Raw genomic sequence first — 21169 nt, forward strand, 5'->3', positions numbered from 1 at the left:
TTCGCGTCCCCACCACCATCGACGGGATTTCCACCGCCTCATCAGGCTGATAGGTTCAGCTTATCCCGGGAGGAGACGGCGATGGCGATCAATCTCGACGAGCTCAACAACGCCACCAATCTGCGCGGGCGTGGGGCGCGTGGCACTTTCATTGCCCCGATCGACGGCCGGGCGCATGTCTCCGGCGAGCGCACCCCGCCACTGCTCGACAAGACCATCCCTGAGCTGTTCTCCGATACGGTCAGCAAATACGCCACCCAGGATGCTGCCGTCTTCGTCGGTCAGGACAAGCGATTCACCTGGAGCGAACTGTCTGACACGGTCGACACTCTGGCCGCCGGCTTCCTGGCGCTCGGCCTCGAAAAGGGCGACCGCGTCGGCATCTGGTCGCCCAATCGCTGGGAATGGCTGGTGACGCAGTTCGCCACCGCCCGCATCGGCCTGATCCTGGTCAACATCAACCCGGCCTACCGGCTGACCGAACTGGAATATGCCCTCAACAAGGTCGGCTGCAAGGCGCTGGTGACGGCCGCCAGTTTCAAGACATCGGACTATCTCGGCATGATCGAGACGTTGGCGCCGGAACTCGCCAAAGCCGTACCCGGCAAGCTCAAGGCGCAGAAATTGCCGACGCTGAAGATCGTCATCCGCATGGGCGACGACAACTCGCCCGGCATGTTCAATTTTGCCGATGTGCTTTCGATGGCCGGGCGCGACGAGCATGACAGCCTCGACCGCATCTCCGAGGGGCTGAAGCCGGGCGAGGCCATCAACATCCAGTTCACGTCAGGCACGACAGGCGCGCCCAAGGGCGCGACGCTGACCCACACCAACATCGTCAACAATGGCAATTTCGTCACAGCGGCGATCAAGCTCACGGTCGACGACCGGCTGTGCATCCCGGTGCCGCTCTATCACTGCTTCGGCATGTCGATGGGCACGATGGGCTGCGTCACCAAGGGCGCCACGATGGTTTTCCCCGGCGAAGGTTTTGACGCCGGCGCCACGCTGAAAGCCGTGGCACAGGAAGGCTGTACCGGCCTCTACGGCGTGCCGACCATGTTCGTCGCCATGCTCGACCATGCGGACTTTTCCACCTTCGACCTCTCCAGCCTGCGCACCGGCATCATGGCGGGTTCACCTTGCCCGATCGAGGTGATGAAGAAGGTGGTCTCGCTGATGCATATGGAAGAGGTCACCATCGCCTACGGCATGACCGAGACCAGCCCGGTGTCGTTCCAGAGCAGCGTCGACGATCCGCTGGAAAAGCGCGTCTCCACCGTCGGCCGCATCCATCCGCATGTCGAGGTCAAGGCCATCGATGCCGACGGCGCCACCGTCGCGGTCGGTGCGCCGGGCGAGCTGTGCACGCGAGGCTATTCCGTGATGAAGGGCTATTGGGACGACGCGGAAAAGACCGCCGAGGCGATCGACAGTGACGGCTGGATGCACACGGGTGATCTCGCGACGATCGACGCCGAGGGCTATTGCAACATTGTCGGCCGGGTCAAGGACATGGTCATCCGCGGCGGCGAGAACGTCTATCCCAGAGAGATCGAGGAATTTCTCTACCGCCATCCCAAGGTGAAGGAAGTGCAGGTGTTCGGCATTCCCGATGCCAAATATGGCGAGGAGCTGTGCGCCTGGATCGTGCTCAAACCCAACCAGATCGCCACCGAGCAGGAGATCAAGAACTTCTGCGCCGGCCAGATCGCCCACTACAAAATTCCCCGTTACATCCGCTTCCGCACCGAACTGCCGATGACGGTGACGGGAAAACCGCAGAAGTTTCTGATGCGCGAGGCGATGGTGGAGGAGTTGGGGCTGGTGGTGCAGAAGACCGCGTGAGGGCAGGGCGCGGCCCGACAAGCCCATAATGCCTAGCCGGGAAGCGTAACCTGCTTCCCTTTGCGCTCGGCGCGCCATTCCTCAAACCGCTGCAAGATCACGAAGAAGGCAGGCACGAAGAGAACAGCAAGGCAGGTGGAGGCGATCATGCCGGAGAAGACCGTGATGCCGATCGATTTGCGCGCACTGGCTCCGGCGCCCGTCGCCAGCACCAGCGGCGCGACGCCGAGGATGAAGGCGAAGGACGTCATCAAGATGGGGCGGAAGCGGGCGCGCGCGGCCTCTATCGCCGCCTCGATGATCGGTTTGCCGGCGGCGCGCAATTCGCGCGCGACCTCGACGATCAAAATGGCGTTCTTGGCCGACAGCGCAATCAGCAGGATCAGGCCGATCTGGACATAGAGGTTGTTATCGATACCGAGCCCGGTGAGGACCAGCACCGGGCCGACCAGCGAAAGCGGCGCGGCGAGCAATATCGAGATCGGCGCCAGCCAGCTCTCATACTGGCCCGCCAGCACCAGATAGACCAACAGCAGTGCCATGCCGAACACCAGGTAGATCTGGCTGCCGACGAGCTTTTCCTGGAAGGAAAGCGCAGTCCACTCGTAGTCGGTCCCGGGCGGCAGCGTGTCGGCCGCGGCCGCTTCCATCAGCTTGATCGCATCACCTGATGAGAAACCCTGCGCCTGAACGCCAAGGACCGATGCGGAGGGGTAGAGGTTATAGAGGCTGATCAGCGAGGGGCCGACGCTTGGCGTGACCGTCAGGACCGTGCCAAGCGGGATCATATCGCCGTTCTGGTTGCGCACCGTCAAGCGGCTGATGTCCTCGGGCGACAGTCGGAACTGAGAATCGCCCTGCACATAGATCTGGAAGACCCGCCCGAACTTGTTGAACTGGCTGACATAGGTGGAGCCTAGATAGCCGGCGAGCGTCTGAAACACCTGGTCGGTGGTCAGCCCGAGCTTCTGTACCTTTTCGCGGTCGAACTCGACCTGGTATTGCGGGACGTTGGATCGGAACGTTGCCGATACGCGCTGGATGCCGGACTGCGTAGCTGCTGCCCTGATCAGCGCGCTGGTCGCGCCCTGCAATTTCGCAAGGTCGAAACTGCCGTCACGCAACTCGACCTGCATGGTGAAGCCGGCGGCGTTGCCGATGCCCTGGATCGGCGGCGGTGGCAGCACCAGGACATTGCCGTCCGCCATGTCTGACAGGTTCTTGTTCAGCGTCGCATAAAGCGAGGCGAGATCCTCACCTTTGCCCCGCACGCTCCAGTCCTTGAGGACGATGTAGGCAACGCCGGCATTGGCTAAAGTCGAGTTGTTGTCGAGGGCCGACAAGCCGGCGATCGTCACCACCTGGTCCACGCCCGGCGTTGCCTTGGCGATCTTCGAAATCTGCTGCAGCGTCTCCTGCGTACGGCCAAGGGACGCGCCGTCAGGCAGTTGCACCGAAGCGAGCAGATAGCCTTGGTCCTCGATCGGAATGAAACCGGTGGCCACGCGCGACATGCCGTAGCCAGCCGCGCCAATGATAAGCAACGCGATTATGCCCATCGCCGTGCTGTGGCGCACCATGGATCCGATCAGGCGGGCGTAGCCGTTTTCGGCGCGCTGATAGGCGGCATTGAAGCCGCGGAAGAAGGCGTTTCGCTTGTCCAGCGGCACCGGCTGCCTCAGCCAGGTCGCGCACTGCGTGGGCTTTAGCGTTGCCGCGTTGACGGCGCTGATCAAGGCCGTTGCCGCAATCACCAGGGCGAATTGCGCATACATCTGCCCGGTAAGGCCGGGCAGGAACGCAGCCGGTAGGAACACCGCCATCAGCACCAGCGTGATGCCGATGATCGGCCCGAACAGCGCATTCATGGCCGCGACCGCCGCATCGTGGCCGGACATGCCGCGCTCCATGTTGTGCGCGGCCCCCTCGACCACAACGATGGCGTCATCGACGACGATGCCGATGGCAAGCACGATGGCGAACAGGGTCGACAGGTTGACGGTAAAGCCAAGCGCGAGCATCGCAGCGAAGGCCCCGATGATGGTCACCGGCACGGTCGTTGCCGGCACCAGCATCGCCCGCCAGTCCTGCAGGAAAAGCAGGATGACGATCAGCACCAGCACCGCGGCCTCGAGCAGCGTCTTATAGACTTCGTCGATCGCTTGGCTGACGAAGATCGTGGTGTTGAACGGGATCGAGTAAGCAAGGCCTTGCGGGAACTCGCCAGACAGTTCCTTCATCCTGGCCTCAACTTTGCCGGCCACGTCGAGCGCGTTGGCGCCCGGCGACAGGAAGATGGCCAGGCCAGCCGCCTGCTGGCCGTCGAGATTGAAGAATTGCCCATAGGTCTGGGCGCCGAGCTCGACCCGGCCGACGTCGCGCACGCGGGTCAGGTCGCCGCTGGCGCCGGTCTTGACGACCACCGCGCCGAACTGATCGGGGTCGTCAAGGCGGCTGGAAACTTCGATCGTATATTGGAAGGACTGTCCGTCGGGCGCCGGCGGCGCGCCGACCTGGCCCGCGGTGACCTGCTCGCTTTGCTGCTGCAGGGCCTGGACGACGTCCTGGGTGGTAAGGCCGCGCACCTGCATCTTCTGCGGGTCGAGCCAGACGCGCATCGAATACTGCCCGGCGCCGAACACGTTCACGTTGCCGACACCTGGTATCCGGGAGAGCTCGTCCTTCAGCCGGATGGTTGCGTAGTTGGCGAGATAAAGGCTGTCGTATTGTTTGTCCGGCGACGTCAGCGTGACGATCTCGAGGATGGAGGTCGATTTCTTCTGGACGTTGACGCCCTGCACCTGCACTGGCTGCGGCAGCGATGCGAGCGCTGTGGACACCCGGTTCTGGACACGCACCTGCGCCTGGTCGAGGTCCGTGCCGATCTGGAAAGTGACGGTCAGATTGTAGCTGCCATCCGACGCGGAGAAGGACTGCATGTAGAGCATGCCCTCGACGCCGTTGACCTGCTGCTCGATCGGCAGCGCCACCGTGTCGATCATCGAGCGCGCGCTGGCGCCAGGATAGCGGGTGGTCACCGAAACGGTCGGCGGCACCACGTCGGGATATTGCGCCACCGGCAGGCCGAAGAGCGAGACCAGGCCGATGACGACCATGAGGACAGCGATTGCATTGGCCAGGACCGGCCGCTCGATGAAGAATTTGGAGATCATTGGGCAGTGCCGTCGGCCGCAGCCGCTTCCAGCGTTTTCACCTGCGGCTCGATCTTCTGGCCGGGCACGGCCGTCAGTAAGCCGGAGACTAGGACGCGGTCTTCCGCAGTGATCCCCTTGCTGATCACGCGCAAGGCACCGACAAGCTGGCCGATCTCGACCGGACGCTCCTCGATGACGTCGTCTTTTCCTGCAACGAGCAGGTAGCGACCCCTCTGGTCGCTTCCGATCGCTCGGTCGGGAACCAGCAGCGTATCCGGTTCTTCTCCCAGCGGCACGCGCACGCGCACGAAGTAACCCGGAAGCAATGCCCGATCGTCGTTGGGCAGCACGGCGCGCACCGCGAGCGTGCCGGTGGTGGCGGTAACCTCAGGAGAGGCGTAGTCCAGCATTCCCTTGTGCGGATAGCCTGTCTCGTTCTGCAGGCCGACTTCGGCCGGTATCTTCTTGAGGTCCTGACCGGTTATGCCCCGTTTGGCCATGGCGGCGCGAATGCGCAGCACGTCCTGCTCCGAGATGTTGAAGTTGACATAGATGGGCGCGAGCTGAACGATGGTCGCCAGCGTAGTCGCGCTGCCGGCGCCAACCAGTTGCCCGATCGACACCTGGCGGGCGCCAACGATGCCGGCAAACGGCGCCTTGACCTCGGTGTAGCTCAAATTGAGCTGGGCCTGCTCGACGTCGACGGCGCTCTGCTTCTGTTTGGCCGCGTCGACATCCGCCGCCGCGGCGGACTGATCGAGGGTCGATTGCGAGATGATCTTCTGTGATAGCAGCTCCTGCTGCCGCTTGAGGTCGGCTCCGGACTGCTTGGCGGAGGCGTCGGCCGAACCCTGCCCGGCCTGGGCCTGTTCGAGTGCCAATTGGTAGGTATCCTGTTCGATCAGGAACAGCCTGGTGCCAGCCTTGACCTCATCTCCGTCCTTATAGTCGATTTCCTGGATGAAGCCGGAGACACGCGCAACCAGCGGCGTCGTGTTCACCGCCGCGGCGCTGCCTGTGGCCTCGAGATAGGGGGTTACAGTCTGCTTGACCGGAAGCGCTACATCTATCTTGGGTGGCGGGGGCGGCGCGTAACTGTTTTCATTGCTGCAGGCGCACAATAAAATTGCTGCAAGTGCGAATGAACCAGCCGTCGGCGCGGCTCTCCTCCATGAGAAAACCATTTTGCCCCTCTGAATACTTCGGTATATATATCGTATTGCTGTGAAATTGCGTGAACCTAGCTTTTTTTGGAGAGTTTGTCATGCGGATTGCGTTAAGTGTGCTTTTTCTGGCAACTCAGGTGACGGCCAATGTCGCATTTGCGCAGACTGCGGCCGAGCGCGAAGCCTGCCAGTCTGACTACGAGAAATTCTGCAAGGGGGTGGAGCAGGGCGGAGGCCGCATCATCAAGTGCCTGAACGATCATCTAAGTGACCTGACGCCGCAATGCCAGAAGGTCGTCAAGGAGAATACGCCCCAATAGGGCCACCAAGGCAATTCCAGCAAAAGTGCGCGGTGATTTTGCCTCCGGAATTGGGATAGAGTGCTCTAGGGCTCGTCCTATCCGACGACTGAGCGGGATCAGCGAACGCTGGCCGGCAAGGCCCGCTGATCTCGTGGAATGTTGGCTGGATGCTTGAAGACAGGCCTACGCAAACGCCCAAGGTTGCAACATCCAAGGCCGCATCGGGCGGTTTCGGGCGATCGGTGATGTCTTGGGTGATGCCTTTGGGTGCCTTGGCCATGGCTCTCGCGGTGAGGGCCAGCGGCCTTTCGGTCGACCAAGGATCGCTGAACCTCAGGATCCTCGTTGGCGCGCTGTCGAGCGCGATCTTGTTCACCACCATTTTCGTGGTGCTCGAGCATGCCGAGGCAGTCGCCCGGCGCGTGGGGGAGCCTTATGGAACGTTGGTGCTGACTTTTGCGGTGACGGCAATCGAAGTGTCGATCATCGTCTCTATGATGTTGCACGGAGAAAACAATCCTACGCTGGCGCGCGAGTCCGTTTTCTCGACGGTGATGATCACTTCAACCGGCGTCGTCGGCATCTGTCTCGCGCTTGGCGGCTGGCGCCACCGCAAGCAGGCAATCGTCCGGCAAGGAACCAGTGCCTATCTGGCGGTTTTGATCGCGCTGACCGTCATGACGCTTGTTCTGCCGACCTACACCCAGACCACGGGTCCCGGCACGTTTTCGGCAGCTCAACTTGGTTTCGTCAGTGCCCTTTCAGTACTGCTCTATGCAAGCTTCGTGTTCGCGCAGACGGTCCGGCACCGGGAAGACTTTGTCGAGGGACAAGAGCACCACGTTTCGGTGCGAATGGCTTCTGACGAGAACATCTTTGTCAGCGCTGTGCTGTTGATGGCCGGGCTGATCGGAATTGTTATGCTTGCCGAGCAGGTCGCCGCAAGCGTTGAAGATATGCTCGTTGCCTACCAGGTGACCCAGGCCGACAGCATTGTCGGAGCAATGATAGCAGGGCTGGTGTTGATGCCAGAGGCCATTTCGGCAATTCGCGCTTCGCTCAACAATGAGTTGCAGCGCGGCTTGAATGTCGCGATGGGTTCGGCCTGCGCCACGATCGGCCTGACAATACCGGGAGTAGCAGCCGCCAGCCTGCTGACGGGGAGGGGGTTGACCCTGGGGCTGCCGGCGGCTGACACGGTCCTCTTGGTCCTGGCGCTTTTCACATGCGCCGTAAGCTTCAGTACCGAAAGAACCACATTCCTGACCGGCATGGTCCATATCGTGGTGTTTTTTACGTATGTGTTTCTGATCTTTGTGCCGTGAAACTGGCCACTGATGCAGGGTCCGGCTGTGCCGGGTGGTGCTGCATCGCCGATCTGGCCGCGCCTCACTGGAACGGAATCAATCGATCCGTTGAGGCTTTCGCTCGCTGATGCTACATTAGAGAGGCTGCAGGTTAAGGAGAGGGGAAACCTATGGTCAGACGTGGTTTGTTTGCATGCACATTTGCCGTTGGAGCTTTGCTCGCGATTTCGTCGATGGCAGGCGCCTCTGGATTCCGTTTCATCGCATCGGCGGAAGCAAAGACGGTCGTCATCCAGAAGACCACCATCTACATTACGACACTTCCATCGGGCTGCGTTAAGACCACCTATAGCGGTGGGATCGTGGTCTGGAAGTGCGGCACGAAATACTACCAGCCCTACAAAAACAGGTACGTGCTCGTCTACATCAAATAGTGAGACAGTATGGTGTGAGGCATAAGCCTGTTACGGCCCTGTGGCACGATCTTGAGATCTGGCATGGCGCTGGCCGGCCTCACAGCCATTTCTGGAATGAGCGCGGACGAGAATCGAGCACCTGACTGACCGTATCATATCTGCACGCCCCGATGTGCACCGAGCCGGTTCCAGGATGGGAAACTTCGACGAAGCCGCTATCCAGGCTGACAGCATTGTGGGAGCAATGATCGCGGGTCTGGTTTTGATGCCGGAAGCCATTTCGGCGGTTCGCGCTTCACTCAACAATGAGTTGCAGCGCGGCCTGAATGTCGCAATGGGCTCGGCCTGCGCCACAATTGCTTTGACGATATCGGCGGTCGCAGCAGCCAGCCTGCCGACGGGACGAGGGTTGACCCTGGCGCTCCCGGAGGCTGACGCCGTACTTTTGGTTTTGGCGCTTTTCATATGCGGCGTAAGTTTTAGTAACGAAAGGACGACGTTCCTGACCGGAATGGTCCATGCTGTTGTATTTTTTACTTATGTATTTCTTATATTTGTACCATGAAAGGTTCGACGCATGCGGCTGCTGATGCGTGAGGCAATGGTCAAGGAACTGGGGATGGTGGCTTGGAAGACGGCGTGAGGCAGAGATTGTTGCCGATGTATTCGCGCTCCACCGGCCTGAGTGGCTGACGGCGCTCGGCCAGCGTTGGTGATGGCAGAGATATTCTCAAGGCTCAGCCGCTCGAAGCCAAGCTGACACGCGAGTGCCCCTCATGGCGGCGGAGCAGACGCCATGTCAATTTAGGTCCTGCGGTTGATGCTGCCAAACCTGGATATCGACCTCCTTCACGGCAACAAGCCCGCCTGGTTTTGCGACGCGGCAGACTCCTCGATTGCTTGGGTCAGCTCTTCGTCGATGAACACCAGGCGGGAAGGATCGATACGGTCCTGATACTTTGCCCACTGTGCCCGCCGGCATGCGCCACATCCGGGCGATCCTGCTCAGCCGCGATCAGCGTCTTTTTTTGTGACTGAGCTTGTCGGGCGTGGACGAACTCCCACACCGAGCGGTAATCAAACTTCAAGCCGCGCTCAGTCGGCACCCCTGCAATCCGCTGGATCCGGTCAGCGTGTGCTTCGGGTTCGGGGTGCAACATCAGGCGGGGCCATTTGCACGGATGGCGGCGAACCAACCACCCCGGCAGGGGCGCCAGATTGCTCACCACGTTGGCTCTCTACTTCGCGGCTCATACCTTGGTGAGCAGCTTGCATCTCCGGAACGGTGAAAACCGGTACCTCGCCCTTGAAACCCTGGAGCTCAAAGGCGCCTGCCTGGACGACCGGCATCGATGCTCCTGCCGCAAAGCCGGGTCCCAGCACCAGGGGGATGCCAAGCTTCTTGGTCGTCGATTCGAGCCGTGCCGCGCGGTTCACCGGGGAGCCGATCGCGGTGTAATCGAAGCGCCGTTCGGAGCCGAAATTGCCTACCGAGCAGATGCCGGTCTCGATGGCGACGCCGATTTCGATGGAGCGATGGCCATCCGCGGTGAAGGCGGCGTTTTCGCGCTTCACCCGCTCGATGAGGGCAAGGCTCGCGTCCAGCGCACGTTCGCGATGATCGGGTTGATCAAGCGGTGCGTTCCAGAAGGCCAGCACCGCATCGCCCATGAACTTGTCGATGGTGCCGTCGCGCTTGAGGATCTCATCGGTCGCAATGCCGAGGAAATGGTTGACCACCTTGGCGATTTCTTGGGTGTCGAGCTGTTCGCTCATCGTCGTGAAGCCGCGTATGTCGCTGAGCAGAATTGTGATCTCGCGCTTCTCGCCGGACAGGATTGCCTCTGTGTCCGAGCTTGCGAGGCGCTGCACGACGGATGGCGAAAGATATTGGGAGAACTGTCGCGTCAGGGTGGACCGGCGCTGCTCGCTGCGCCTGTATAGGACGTAGCCTTCGAAGCCCGCAACCATGATCGTTGCAAGCGCCGGCTGCAGCGGGTCGTAGAGTGCACCCTGCAGGCTGTACTCGAGAGCGCCGAACACGAACGGGGCGACAGCCAGCAGCGCCAGGGCGAGGGCGCCAAGCACGACACGCCCGGCGAGCACTCCGGAAAGACCGATGAAAACGACGGCACTGAGGAGAAACCAGAGCCGCTCGAGCATTCGCGCGTGCGTTGGCTCTGCCAGGTAGCGCCCGGCAAGCATCTGGGCGATGGCATCGGCGTGGATATCCGCGCCTGGCCGCGTTGGATGCGTCGGCGTGGGCAGGTACTGCATCAGTCCCACAGCCGACAGCTCGACAATGGCGATAGCGTTCCGTAGCCGCGGATCGCCATGGCCCGAAAGGATGGTGCTGGCAGACAGGCGGGGCGTATCGGTGGCGGTTTCCCAGAGCCGGATCCCCCCCTCCGGCTCGAGCGGCACAATGGCGCCGGCCATCCTGAGCGCGTCGAACCCGGCTGCATTCATCCGGGCTATGTACCCGTCCTGTCCGGCGTAAAGGCGCAGGAGCTCGAGTGAGAAGGACGGCCACAGCTGCACGCCTTGAGCGGTGTTGCGAATCCAGAGCAGCGGCACATGGCGCAGTACGCCGTCGGGATCGGGCAAGGTGCGAATCACGCCGAGGCCCACGGCCGCGTTCGAGAATTCGGCAAGCGAGCCAGTCAGGCCGGTGAAACCGGGAAGTGTATCCGGGACTTGCCCGACGATCGACCAGCCGGCTTTGGGTTCTGCTTCTGAAACCGTCGCCTCATTGCCCAGGCTGACGGCAAGCGCCGTCCGATTTTTGGCCAGCGCCGTGGCCAGGCGCTTGTCTCCGGCGATGCCCTCAGGCGAGGTGTCGGCCTCGGGGAGTACCAGCGCAAGCCCGACCACCGACGCACCGGATTGGGTGATGCCATCGACCAGATCGGCCAAGAGGCCACGGTTCCAGGGCCATCGTCCATGTGCGTTGAGGCTGGCGTCGTCTATCGAGACGATCACGACAGGATTGCTCGTCGCCTGGCGCGGGGCGAGAAACTGGTAGAAGTCGTACGTGCGTTCGCGCAGGCGCGACAGCGGCCCGTCGAAAGCCAAATGGCAAGCGAGCAGCAAAAGAATGAGCAAGAGACCGGATATCTTGCGCCTCACGGTCCAGTGCCAATCCGCCCAACGTCGATCAGCCCAGCGCCAATCAGCAAAGGGGCTCATACCGGGCGCCCGGGCCTAATTGCAGAAGCGGCCGCAGCCTTCGCCCTCGCCATCGTCCCTCCGCCCCCCGCTGCCCACGGGTGGCGTTGGGCTGTCAGGGAAGTCCATGACCACTCCTGGCAATGCGCCGTCCGTGGAATCGCAGACTTTGAGCGAGCCGCCGAGTGCCGACGCACAAAGTGCGCTTACGTCCAAACCAGGGCCCGGCGCGCCTGGCAGGCCGGTACCGGCTATCCGGTCGATACTGTCCAATATCGGGAAGGTGTCGATCCCGCCGTAGCCGGCCAGCAGCTTGCCATCTTGTGATGTGCAGGCGTAGCCAGGGTTTGTGATAACCAGCCGTTTGCCATTGATCGTGCAGGTCATACGGCCGGCGCGCAGAATGCCGACAGTCTGGCCAGCTGCCACCAGCACTTCGATGATGCCGCCCCTCGCGCCGAGCACCATGTGCGGCGTCGCAACCTGCATGGCGCCCCGTTTCGAAACCTGGCCGCCATAAAAACGGGCCAGGCCGCTGTTCATGCCGATGTCGATCTTTCCCGATCCGGAGCCCGGATTATAGACGAATTCATCGATCGTCAGGCTGGTGTTCGGACCTATCTTGGCGCTCGATTCATCCCGGAACACCAGCATTCCAAGACCGGTGGGATCGCTGCGCAGCAGGTCGCCCAGTTCGACGCCGGCACCAACGTCCATTGTCCCACCGTTGTTGCGGACGATGTTGGTCTGATAGGCTGTCATCGACCCGACCGTCTCAGCGGCGGAGGGTGCCGCGAAGGCAAGGCAGGCGATAAAAATCGCGATCGGACGGTACATCATCGCGGCCCTTTCAGTTGAGCGTCAACGTATAGCTCATGAGCATTTCGAACGATTTTTGGTCGCGGCTAGCGACTGCGAAGTTGGTTTCTCGATAGGCGAGATCAACGCTGATCTTCTGGGCTTCCGTCATCTGAAAATCGCTTTCCGAGGCAATGCGCCAGAAGTCGCTCTTGATATTTGTGCCGATGCCGACAGACAGATCGGGAGTGTCGCTGTGGCCGGCCGAGAAGGCGATCTGGTGCGACCATGCGAAAAGATCCGGTACGGTCATCAACAGGCCGCCATAGCGGACCTCGCCCGAGTAGCTGTGGCCGATTTCGCCAGATCCTGACGCGAAGTCATTCGAGCCGACAAAGCGCAGTCCGAGCGCCTGGCCATTGCGGAAGCGGTAGCTGCCGCCTGCCTCATAGAAGACCCTGCTATCGGCGAAAATGCCTTGCGAGGCGCTTAGATCGATGTAGCCGCCACCGGCGAAGAGGGTCGTCTCGACCGTGGGGCGAACGAGGAAACGTCCACTGAGGCCGACGCCGGTTTCGTTGATATCGCTGTCGAAACGATCTGTAACGGTAAACGCGGAAAGCAGCAGGCGAAGCGAATCGATCCCACTGTTGGGCAGCCCCTTGTCCCAGGTAATCGCTGCGTTGCCGTGGATAAAAGTCTTCTCGCTACCCGGAACCGACAGGTCTTCCGTGAAAAAACGCTCTGTCGCCGTCAACGAGCCCGAAAGAACGAGGGCGTCAGCACTTGGCGTGCCGAGGTCCCACCGAACAAAGCCGTCGGCCCGCCCGTAGGGCGAGACGAAGCTGTCGTCGTCCTGCGCCCCGCCTGGCTCAAAATCGGTGAATGCGCTGAATACGCCTCCAGTCAAGGCGAGTTCCCAGGTGACGCCACGCAACGCGCGCTCGATGCGAGCGAGCAAACGAACAGCTTCCTGCTGCTCACTTGCGGTCAGACCGCCGACTTCGATGCCGTACTGCACCTGCCGCCGGGCCAATTCATAGGACCCGACATGATAATACAACCGGCTGGCCGCAAGCCGGGCGCGCGCATCGCGGGGGTATTTGATCAGATACTGCTCGATTGAGGAGATCGCCTGATCGTATTGTCCCGCGTTGACCGCAACCGTGACGAATTGGGCGAGCGTTCCATTGTCGGCCGGACTGGCGATGCGGGCCGAAAACGCATCGTCATAGACCGTGAAAAGACCTTGTGCGCCGGCCGGCAATACGCCGCTGAAAAACAGCGCTGCGGCGAAGCCGAAGATCGTTCGAGCCGAAGGTAGCATGCCGAGAACCCACCCCAACCCGACTACTGCGAAGGATTTAGCACGACTACAAGAAAAAAGGGCGACGGAACCGGCACCAGACCGTGCGAGCTTCAGCAGCTGTTGCAGCTGTGCAACAAATCATCGGGTTTATTCCTATTTCGGCTGCGCTGGTTGCCAAAACATCTTCTTAGCGTTGCTGAACGTAATTGGAGTATTCGGCACCAGCGGCAAATAACTCAAATCCTCAGTGGTGGATCGCAAGCCGACAAGATTTGTATTGTTGCGCGATTCTGCGCATATCTGGTCACCGAATGAGGCTTCAAGGTCACCCACGACTTCTCCAAAGGTCTTCCGTCGCGTTGCGCAAGGGGTCGGAGAGGTGAGGTGCTTCTCACAATTTCGCTGAACGCGACGAGGTCAGCTTATTGCCCCAAAATTCGCAGGAACGCGTCCCTGGCCGTGCCTTGCTACAGCACGAGCATGGTGGCCAGCCCCAGCATCAGGCCCATGCCAATAATATCGGTCACGGTGGTGAGGAAGATCGCCGAAGCGACCGCCGGATCGGCGCCGACCCGGCGCAGGCCCAGCGGGATCAGCACGCCGGAGATTCCGGACATGAGGCACGCTCCGGACATGGCAAGCAGGATCACGAGTGCCAGCATGGGCGCTTGGGCCGCCGACTCCGGTTGCCTCGAGGCGTAGAACCACATCGCCGCAGCCGCAACAAGGCCGACGAGCAAGCCGTTAGCGATCCCGAGCGCGCCCTCTCTCATCACCAAGTGCAGCTTCGGTCGTTTGTCCACATCCCCCAGGGCAAGGCCACGCAGCGTCATAGCCAGTGCCTGGCAGCCAGTGTTTCCGCTTTGCCCGGCCAAGACCGGGAGGAACGCCGCCAGGGCGACGATCTTCTCGATCGTGCCTGTGAACGAACTGACCACGAATGCGGCCATGAAGGCCGTCAGGAGGTTCAACTGCAGCCACGGATGACGCTTCAAGAAGGCTGAAAACAGCGGCGTAAAAGAGCGCTCCTCCTTCTGGACACCAACCATCTGGCCAGACTGGGCGGAAATCTCGATGATTTGCTGCTCGAACAAGCGCCAACCGCGAACCTGCCCGAGCAGCCGGTTCTCCGCGTCCACCACCGGGTAGACAGGGTAGTGACGCCGTACCGCTGCCTCGCATGCGTTGCTCAAAGAGAGATCGACATTAAGAGCGAACGGCCTGGGCAGCATGATCTGATCGACAATCGCGTCCGGTTCGCTCAGCATCAGATCGCGCAGGACCACCAGGCCAACCAGTTTATTGCCCTCGTCCGTGACGTAGAGATAAGTGAGCTCGGTCGGCACCTGGGCGCGTCTGACAGCTTCAACCGCGGCAGCAACGGTCGTCCCGACAGGAACGCTGGCGGAAATCGGGTCCATCAGCTCGATGAGCGACTCGGGCATAGCGACACCCTCGCCACCGCCATGAGATCCGATGGGCCGCAAATGCAGTGGCAAATGCTCGGCCACCTTACGGGCGTGCCCGTCCGGCAACAGCTTTAGTGTGTCGCGGATGAACTCGGGAGACTCTCTGGCGAGCAACTCAGCTGCGTCATCGGGTGCTCGGGCACGCAGCGTGCGCACCAACTTCTGAACGCCGGTCTCTTCTTTCATTTGCTATAGCCCCCAATTGAAGGTCGCATAGTAGGTAAAGTATCGGATCGCACCAGTGCGGAAATACGACAGCTTTTTCCGGCCGCGGCAGTCCGCCTTGTGGTTCTCGAAGTTATTGCGGCCTAATATGAGTTGATGTACGCCGACCGACGCCAGCGTCGACCTGCAGACGCCATCTCGTTTGAGTGATCCGGACCGGCCGGGAATTCCGGCCTGAGCGATCAATGGCCGTCCTGGGAAATGCGTGGGGGCAACATCCTTTCAGCCAGCTTCAATTCAAGCTCTGCCAATGGCGGGTTGGGGAGTCTGACATCGTCGAAAAGGTCGTCGGCGAAGCGGCTGCTAACATCTCAATGACCGCGAAGCGGCGCAAAGCCCCCATCCGGCCCTCACGCAGGTCCCCTTGATCAGAAACAGGCATTCGATGTTGGCCTATCAGACAACTCACGCCGCCAGCACGACCTCGCCCAGCCCACGAATGATCTTGGCCAGTTCCACGCACTCGTCATGCCGCACCTTGTTGCGGCGCCACGCCAGGCAGATCGTGCGTTGCGGCATCGGCTCCTGGAACGGGACGATCTTGAGGTCCGGCATGACGCTGGCCGGCTTGGCCGCCATTTCCGGGATGAGCGTGACGCCGAGCCCATGCGCCACCATCTGCAGGAGCGTCGTCAGGCTGGTCGCACCGTAGCTGGCCATCGCCACCGGACGCACGCTGCCGCACAGGGCGAGTGCCTGTTCGCGCAGGCAGTGGCCTTCCTCCAGAAGCATCAGCCGCTCCAGCGCCGGGCTTTCTGGCGGCACCGGTGGCGAGGCGAAGGCCGGGTCGCCTGACGGCACGGCGAGGAAGAAGCGGTCGGCGAACAGTTCTTCGGTGACCAGGCCCGGTTGGTCGAGCGGCAGCGCGGCGATGAAGGCGTCGAGACGTCCCGTCGCCGTGTCCTCGACCAAAGATGCCGTCACCGCTTCGCGCAGTTCGAGCTGCAAAGCGGGAAAATGTCGCTTCAGTTCCGGCAGCACGTGCGGCAACAGATAGGGCGCCACTGTCGGAATGATGCCCAGCCGGAAGCGCCCCTCCATGGCCGGGCGGCCGCGCCGCGCCGTCGTCTCGACCTCGCTGATGTCGCGCAGAATGCGTTCGATGCGCGGCAGCAGGGCCTGCGCCTCATGCGTCATCCGCACCGTCTTGCCGCCACGCTCGAACAGCCGGCAGCTCAGCCTTTGTTCCATCTCGGCGATCTGTGCTGACAGCGCTGGTTGGCTGACGCCGGCGAGTTTTGCGGCGCGGCCGAAATGCAGCGTTTGCGCCAAAGCCTCGAAATATTGCATCTGCCGGACGGTGAGACCAATCATAAGAAAAACCTATCGCAACAAACAGGAAAGGCAATTTGTTTTTATCGAAGAGACGGCCTAGTCTGGAACAGTTCCAGAGTGGCGCGGCTCCCGGCCGGCCCGGAAAACCAACAAAGAAAATCAGCAATTCGGAGGCTAAGATGGACGCGAACACCGACGACAACAGCGCCGGCAAATGCCCGGTCGCGCATGGAACGTCCGGCAGGACCAATCGTGACTGGTGGCCGAACCAGCTCGACATCAGCGTTCTCCACCAGCAGTCGAACCTTTCCGACCCGATGGGGGAGGCGTTCGACTATGCCGAGGAATTCAAAAGCCTCGATCTCGATGCGGTGATCAAGGATCTGCACAAGGTGATGACGGACTCGCAGGACTGGTGGCCGGCCGATTTCGGCCATTACGGGCCGCTGTTCATCCGCATGGCCTGGCACAGCGCCGGCACCTATCGCATCGGCGACGGCCGTGGTGGCGCCGGCGCCGGCCAGCAGCGTTTCGCGCCGCTGAACAGCTGGCCGGACAATGCCAATCTCGACAAGGCGCGCCGGCTGCTGTGGCCGATCAAGCAGAAATACGGCCGCAAGATTTCCTGGGCCGACCTGTTGATCCTCACCGGCAATGTCGCGCTGGAATCGATGGGCTTCAAGACCTTCGGCTTTGCCGGCGGCCGCGCCGATGTCTGGGAGCCCGAGCAGGATGTCAATTGGGGTTCCGAAACCAAGTGGCTCGACGACAAGCGCTATTCCGGCGACCGCGAACTGCACGGCCATCTCGGCGCCGTGCAGATGGGCCTGATCTACGTCAACCCCGAAGGGCCGAACGGCAAGCCCGATCCGCTGGCCTCGGCGCGCGATATCAGAGAGACGTTCGGGCGTATGGCGATGAACGACGAAGAGACTGTGGCGCTGATCGCCGGTGGTCACACCTTCGGCAAGACCCATGGCGCGGGTGATGCAGCCCTTGTCGGGGCCGAGCCGGAAGGCGCCGGCATCGAGGCTCAGGGCCTTGGCTGGTCGAGCAAGCACGCCACCGGTATCGCCGGCGATGCGATCACGTCGGGCCTCGAAGTCACCTGGACGACGACGCCGACCAAGTGGAGCAACAACTTCTTCGACAATCTGTTCAACTTCGAATGGGAGCTGACCAAGAGCCCTGCCGGCGCCCATCAGTGGACGCCGAAAGGCGGCTCCGGCACGGTAACGGTGCCGGACGCGCACGACCCGTCCAAGCGTCGCGCGCCGGCGATGCTGACCACCGACCTCGCGTTGCGGGCCGACCCGGCCTACGAGAAGATTTCGCGGCGCTTCCACCAGCATCCGGAGCAGTTCGCCGATGCCTTCGCCCGCGCCTGGTACAAGCTCACCCACCGCGACATGGGTCCGGTCGTGCGCTATCTCGGCCCGTTGGTGCCGAAGGAAGAGCTGATCTGGCAGGATCCGGTACCGGCAGTCGACCATGAACTGGTCAGCGATCAGGACATCGCCGCGCTGAAGGCCAAGATCCTCGCCTCGGGCCTCACTGTTTCGCAGCTGGTTTCGACCGCTTGGGCCTCAGCCTCGACCTTCCGCAACTCCGACAAGCGCGGCGGCGCCAATGGCGCGCGCATTCGCTTGGCGCCGCAGAAGCACTGGGAGGTCAACCAGCCGGCCGAACTGGCCAAGGTGCTCGCGAAGCTCGAAGCCATCCAGAAGGAGTTCAACGCGGGCGGCAAGAAGGTGTCGCTGGCCGACCTCATCGTGCTCGGCGGTGTCGCTGCTGTCGAGAAGGCGGCGACGGACGGCGGCAACGCGGTGAAAGTGCCGTTCACGCCCGGCCGCACCGACGCCTCGCAGGAGCAGACAGATGTCCATTCCTTCGCCGCGCTCGAGCCGAAAGTCGATGGCTTCCGCAACTATGTCGGGGGTAAGTTGCCGATGTCGGTCGAAGCGTTGCTGGTCGACCGCGCGCAACTGCTCAACCTGACGGCGCCGGAGATGACGGTGCTGGTCGCCGGCCTGCGCGTGCTCGGCGCCAATGCCGGCGGTTCGAAGCATGGCGTGTTGACCGACAGGCCGGGCACGCTGACGAACGACTTCTTCGTCAACCTGCTCTCGATGGCGACCGTCTGGGACCCGGCCTCCGAGCCGGGCTCGCATGAGGTCTACGAAGCGCGCGACCGCAAGACCAAGGCGGTCAAATGGACCGCCACTCGCGCCGATCTGATCTTCGGCTCGCACGCGCAGCTGCGCGCGCTGGCCGAGGTCTACGGGTCGGCGGATGCCGGGCCGAAATTCGTCGGCGATTTCGTCAGGGCGTGGACCAAGGTGATGAACGCCGACCGCTTCGACATCGTCGGCTGATCGCAGCCCTCCCAATAAAAAAGGCGCGGGCCGCGGCCCGCGCCTTTTTTATGCCTTCGAAAATCAGTCCTTTTCGAAGATGCGCGCCTTGGCAACGACGCCGGCAACAGCACCGCCGATCAGTGGGGCTACGATGAACAGCCAGAGCTGGCTGAGGGCAGCACCCCCCGTAAACAGGGCTGGGCCGATCGAGCGTGCCGGATTGACCGAGGTGCCGGTCACCGGGATCATGGCGAAGTGCAGCCCCGCCAGGGTCAGGCCGATCACCAGGCCGGCGAACGCCGTCGAGTGCTTCTCGGCGGTGACGCCGAGGATGACGGTGACGAAGGTGAAGGTGCCGATCAGCTCCCACAGGAAGGCCGAGCTCATCCCCCATTTGGCCACGTCCCAGCCATTGGCGCCGAAGCCGGTCGTGTGTCCGCCGGTCTGGCCCGAAACGATGATCCACAGCGCCAGCGAGGCCAGGATGGCGCCGATGATCTGCGCGATCCAGTAGGGAACCACATCCTTTGCCGGCAGCCGGCCGGCAAGGAAGACGCCGAGCGTGACGGCCGGATTGAGATGCGCGCCGGAAATCGGGCCGACCGCATAGGCCGCCGCAATCAGGCCGATGCCGAACGCCAGGCCGATGGCTTCCTGGCCGAGCGGCAGGTCCGCAAGGAAGCCGCCCGTCGCCACCGACGCCGTACCGATGAACACCAACAGAAATGTTCCCAAAACTTCCGCAAGATACATTTTCATTGCCCTCTCCTCGTATCGATCCGCCGGCTCGCGTTTTCTGCGCCGCGAATCATGGCGCAAAGAGTATTCCCAACGCAAAAGCTTGGAAAGCAGAGCAGTTGCGCCACAGGCGATGCTTGCGGCGGCCAGTTCCAAACATTAGAGGCCTCGCATATATTTGGGATTTGTTGTCGCCAGCGGGTTGACATTTGCCGATTGGGGAAGTTCGCCGACCGCGATCGCAATAGCTTTCGCCACGAAACGCAAGCGGGGTTCAATCTCGACGTGAAAGGCTCTAAGAGCAGGCCGGAAGATGCTCGATTGATGGAATGACGAATGCGACTGGGCGGACGGCTGGCGGCAGCCATCGAAGTGCTGGAAGACATTGGCCGGCGCCACCGGCCGGTGGCCGATGCGCTGAAGGATTGGGGTCTGTCGCATCGCTTTGCCGGCGGCGGCGACCGCGCGGCGATCGGCAACATCGTCTACGACGCGTTGCGCCACAAGCGTTCCGCTGGCTGGCTGCTGGGCGAGGACACGCCGCGCGCCATCGGCTTCGGCGCGCTTCTCATCGAATGGGGCCAGACGGCGGGGTCGCTCAACGACGCGCTCGACGGTGACAAGTTCGCGCCGCCGCTGCTCAGCGCGGCCGAGTTGCAGGCGCTGGCCGAGCGCAGCCCTGAAGACGCGCCCAAGGCGGTGCGGGCCGACATTCCCGACTGGTGCGCGCCGCTGTTCGAACGGGCCTTCGGCACAGATTGGGTGGAGGAGGGGGCCGCCCTGGCTGCCCGTCCGCCGCTCGACATCAGGGTCAACACGCTTCAGTCCGACCGCGCCAAGGTGCTTGCGGACTTGGCCGATACTGGCGCGAAGGCGGCCCGTATCGCGCCAAACGGCATTCGTATCCCGCCGATCGATGGCGATGGCCGGCACCCGAATGTGCAGGCGGAGCCCGCCTTCCAGAAAGGCTGGTTCGAGGTCCAGGACGAGGGCTCGCAGATCGTCGCCGCACTCGCCGGTGCGCAATCCGGCATGCAGGTGCTGGACTTCTGCGCCGGCGCCGGTGGCAAGACGCTGGCGCTGTCGGCTGCAATGGCCAACAAAGGCCAGGTCTTCGCTCACGACGCCGAAAAGGCGCGGCTGGCGCCGATCTTCGACCGCATCCGCCGTTCTGAAAACCGCAACGTGCAGGTGGTCACCAAGCCGGCCGAACTGGCACCGCTCGTGGGTCACATGGATATTGTGCTCGTTGATGCGCCCTGCACCGGCAGCGGCACCTGGCGGCGCCGTCCCGACGCCAAATGGCGGCTGACGCTAAGGCAGCTCGACGCCCGCAAGGGCGAGCAGTCGGCCATTCTCGATGCCGCCAATGCCTACGTCAAACCCGGTGGCCTCTTGGTCTACATCACCTGTTCGGTGTTCGACGAGGAGAATGGCGAGCAGATCGCCGCCTTCCGCGAGCGCCACAAAGACTTTGTCCCGATCGATCATCGCGCTCTCTGGGACGTCCATTTCCCCGGCCACGCTGCGGCTGCGCGGATCGGAAAAGCAGGCGACATCTCGCTGTCGCCGGCGCTCAGCGCTACCGACGGATTCTACTTCTGCGCGCTGCGCCGGGCGAATTGACGCTGCCGTT

Annotated in this window: 16 protein-coding genes and 1 pseudogene; 7 read left to right on the forward strand and 10 right to left on the reverse strand. The window is 62.3% G+C overall.

The features are described 5' to 3' along the window. The first annotated feature begins 81 nt into the window (after positions 1–81). Positions 82–1848 (forward strand): AMP-binding protein, encoded by a 1767-nt coding sequence (locus tag ACWGTO_RS24985; protein ID WP_454577470.1) that lies wholly within the window; start codon positions 82–84, stop codon positions 1846–1848. A gap of 32 nt (positions 1849–1880) precedes the next feature. On the opposite strand, the gene ACWGTO_RS24990 is transcribed toward ACWGTO_RS24985, so the two are convergent. Both ACWGTO_RS24990 and ACWGTO_RS24995 read right to left on the reverse strand, forming a co-directional pair. Further along, positions 1881–5021 carry an efflux RND transporter permease subunit gene (locus tag ACWGTO_RS24990; RefSeq protein WP_454577471.1) on the reverse strand — a complete coding sequence of 1047 codons (3141 nt, stop codon included), beginning with the start codon at positions 5019–5021 and terminating at the stop codon, positions 1881–1883. Further along, a complete protein-coding gene (locus tag ACWGTO_RS24995; protein ID WP_454577472.1) occupies positions 5018–6187 on the reverse strand; it encodes an efflux RND transporter periplasmic adaptor subunit in 1170 nt (389 codons plus the stop codon). Before ACWGTO_RS24995 ends, ACWGTO_RS24990 begins: the two co-directional genes overlap by 4 nt. An 80-nt stretch (positions 6188–6267) precedes the next feature. Between ACWGTO_RS24995 and ACWGTO_RS25000 the strand changes: the two genes are divergently transcribed. The 4 genes from ACWGTO_RS25000 to ACWGTO_RS25015 all read left to right on the forward strand — a co-directional run bounded on the left by ACWGTO_RS25000 (position 6268) and on the right by ACWGTO_RS25015 (position 8759). After that, the gene (locus ACWGTO_RS25000; RefSeq protein ID WP_454577473.1) at positions 6268–6489 is read left to right on the forward strand and encodes a cysteine rich repeat-containing protein; all 222 of its coding nucleotides are present in this window, start codon (positions 6268–6270) and stop codon (positions 6487–6489) included. 149 nt (positions 6490–6638) lie between these two features. Continuing rightward, entirely contained in the window at positions 6639–7796 is a 1158-nt protein-coding gene (locus ACWGTO_RS25005) for a calcium:proton antiporter (protein WP_454577474.1), read from the forward strand. Between the two features lie 152 nt (positions 7797–7948). Next, positions 7949–8212, forward strand: a complete 264-nt coding sequence (locus ACWGTO_RS25010; protein WP_454577475.1) for a hypothetical protein — start codon at positions 7949–7951, stop codon at positions 8210–8212. Positions 8213–8387: 175 nt separating this feature from the next. After that, positions 8388–8759 (forward strand): hypothetical protein, encoded by a 372-nt coding sequence (locus tag ACWGTO_RS25015; protein ID WP_454577476.1) that lies wholly within the window; start codon positions 8388–8390, stop codon positions 8757–8759. Positions 8760–9094: 335 nt separating this feature from the next. On the opposite strand, the pseudogene ACWGTO_RS25020 reads toward ACWGTO_RS25015, so the two are convergent. The 7 genes and pseudogenes from ACWGTO_RS25020 to ACWGTO_RS25050 form a co-directional block, all read right to left on the reverse strand. Further along, a pseudogene (locus ACWGTO_RS25020) lies at positions 9095–9288 on the reverse strand (IS630 family transposase); the annotation flags it as partial. Positions 9289–9322: 34 nt separating this feature from the next. After that, the gene (locus ACWGTO_RS25025) at positions 9323–11383 is read right to left on the reverse strand and encodes a CHASE2 domain-containing protein (RefSeq protein WP_454577477.1); all 2061 of its coding nucleotides are present in this window, start codon (positions 11381–11383) and stop codon (positions 9323–9325) included. Between the two features lie 15 nt (positions 11384–11398). Continuing rightward, entirely contained in the window at positions 11399–12202 is an 804-nt protein-coding gene (locus tag ACWGTO_RS25030; RefSeq protein WP_454577478.1) for a FecR family protein, read from the reverse strand. Between the two features lie 10 nt (positions 12203–12212). Next, positions 12213–13505 (reverse strand): tetratricopeptide repeat protein, encoded by a 1293-nt coding sequence (locus tag ACWGTO_RS25035; RefSeq protein ID WP_454577479.1) that lies wholly within the window; start codon positions 13503–13505, stop codon positions 12213–12215. A 117-nt stretch (positions 13506–13622) separates the two neighbouring features. Next, positions 13623–13802, reverse strand: coding sequence for a hypothetical protein (locus ACWGTO_RS25040; protein ID WP_454577480.1), 180 nt, complete (start codon positions 13800–13802; stop codon positions 13623–13625). Positions 13803–13936: 134 nt separating this feature from the next. Continuing rightward, the gene (locus ACWGTO_RS25045) at positions 13937–15124 is read right to left on the reverse strand and encodes a magnesium transporter (RefSeq protein WP_454577481.1); all 1188 of its coding nucleotides are present in this window, start codon (positions 15122–15124) and stop codon (positions 13937–13939) included. Between the two features lie 444 nt (positions 15125–15568). Beyond that, positions 15569–16477, reverse strand: a complete 909-nt coding sequence (locus ACWGTO_RS25050; protein ID WP_454577482.1) for a hydrogen peroxide-inducible genes activator — start codon at positions 16475–16477, stop codon at positions 15569–15571. Between the two features lie 140 nt (positions 16478–16617). Between ACWGTO_RS25050 and katG the strand changes: the two genes are divergently transcribed. Continuing rightward, positions 16618–18813, forward strand: a complete 2196-nt coding sequence (gene katG, locus ACWGTO_RS25055) for a catalase/peroxidase HPI (RefSeq protein ID WP_454577483.1) — start codon at positions 16618–16620, stop codon at positions 18811–18813. Positions 18814–18876: 63 nt separating this feature from the next. Here katG and ACWGTO_RS25060 read toward each other — a convergent pair whose 3' ends face one another. After that, positions 18877–19554, reverse strand: coding sequence for an MIP family channel protein (locus ACWGTO_RS25060; RefSeq protein WP_454577484.1), 678 nt, complete (start codon positions 19552–19554; stop codon positions 18877–18879). 315 nt (positions 19555–19869) lie between these two features. Here ACWGTO_RS25060 and ACWGTO_RS25065 point away from each other — a divergent pair, with 315 nt between their 5' ends. After that, positions 19870–21159 (forward strand): RsmB/NOP family class I SAM-dependent RNA methyltransferase, encoded by a 1290-nt coding sequence (locus tag ACWGTO_RS25065; RefSeq protein ID WP_454577485.1) that lies wholly within the window; start codon positions 19870–19872, stop codon positions 21157–21159. Positions 21160–21169 lie beyond the last annotated feature (10 nt).

This window comes from Mesorhizobium sp. PL10, from assembly GCF_053714315.1.

Coding starts and splice junctions, on each gene's coding strand:
- ACWGTO_RS24985 (WP_454577470.1), top strand. CDS start 82: ATGGCGATCAATCTCGACGAGCTCAACAACGCCACCAATCTGCGCGGG.
- ACWGTO_RS24990 (WP_454577471.1), bottom strand. CDS start 5,021: ATGATCTCCAAATTCTTCATCGAGCGGCCGGTCCTGGCCAATGCAATC.
- ACWGTO_RS24995 (WP_454577472.1), bottom strand. CDS start 6,187: ATGGTTTTCTCATGGAGGAGAGCCGCGCCGACGGCTGGTTCATTCGCA.
- ACWGTO_RS25000 (WP_454577473.1), top strand. CDS start 6,268: ATGCGGATTGCGTTAAGTGTGCTTTTTCTGGCAACTCAGGTGACGGCC.
- ACWGTO_RS25005 (WP_454577474.1), top strand. CDS start 6,639: ATGCTTGAAGACAGGCCTACGCAAACGCCCAAGGTTGCAACATCCAAG.
- ACWGTO_RS25010 (WP_454577475.1), top strand. CDS start 7,949: ATGGTCAGACGTGGTTTGTTTGCATGCACATTTGCCGTTGGAGCTTTG.
- ACWGTO_RS25015 (WP_454577476.1), top strand. CDS start 8,388: ATGGGAAACTTCGACGAAGCCGCTATCCAGGCTGACAGCATTGTGGGA.
- ACWGTO_RS25025 (WP_454577477.1), bottom strand. CDS start 11,383: ATGAGCCCCTTTGCTGATTGGCGCTGGGCTGATCGACGTTGGGCGGAT.
- ACWGTO_RS25030 (WP_454577478.1), bottom strand. CDS start 12,202: ATGATGTACCGTCCGATCGCGATTTTTATCGCCTGCCTTGCCTTCGCG.
- ACWGTO_RS25045 (WP_454577481.1), bottom strand. CDS start 15,124: ATGAAAGAAGAGACCGGCGTTCAGAAGTTGGTGCGCACGCTGCGTGCC.
- ACWGTO_RS25050 (WP_454577482.1), bottom strand. CDS start 16,477: ATGATTGGTCTCACCGTCCGGCAGATGCAATATTTCGAGGCTTTGGCG.
- katG (WP_454577483.1), top strand. CDS start 16,618: ATGGACGCGAACACCGACGACAACAGCGCCGGCAAATGCCCGGTCGCG.
- ACWGTO_RS25060 (WP_454577484.1), bottom strand. CDS start 19,554: ATGAAAATGTATCTTGCGGAAGTTTTGGGAACATTTCTGTTGGTGTTC.
- ACWGTO_RS25065 (WP_454577485.1), top strand. CDS start 19,870: ATGCGACTGGGCGGACGGCTGGCGGCAGCCATCGAAGTGCTGGAAGAC.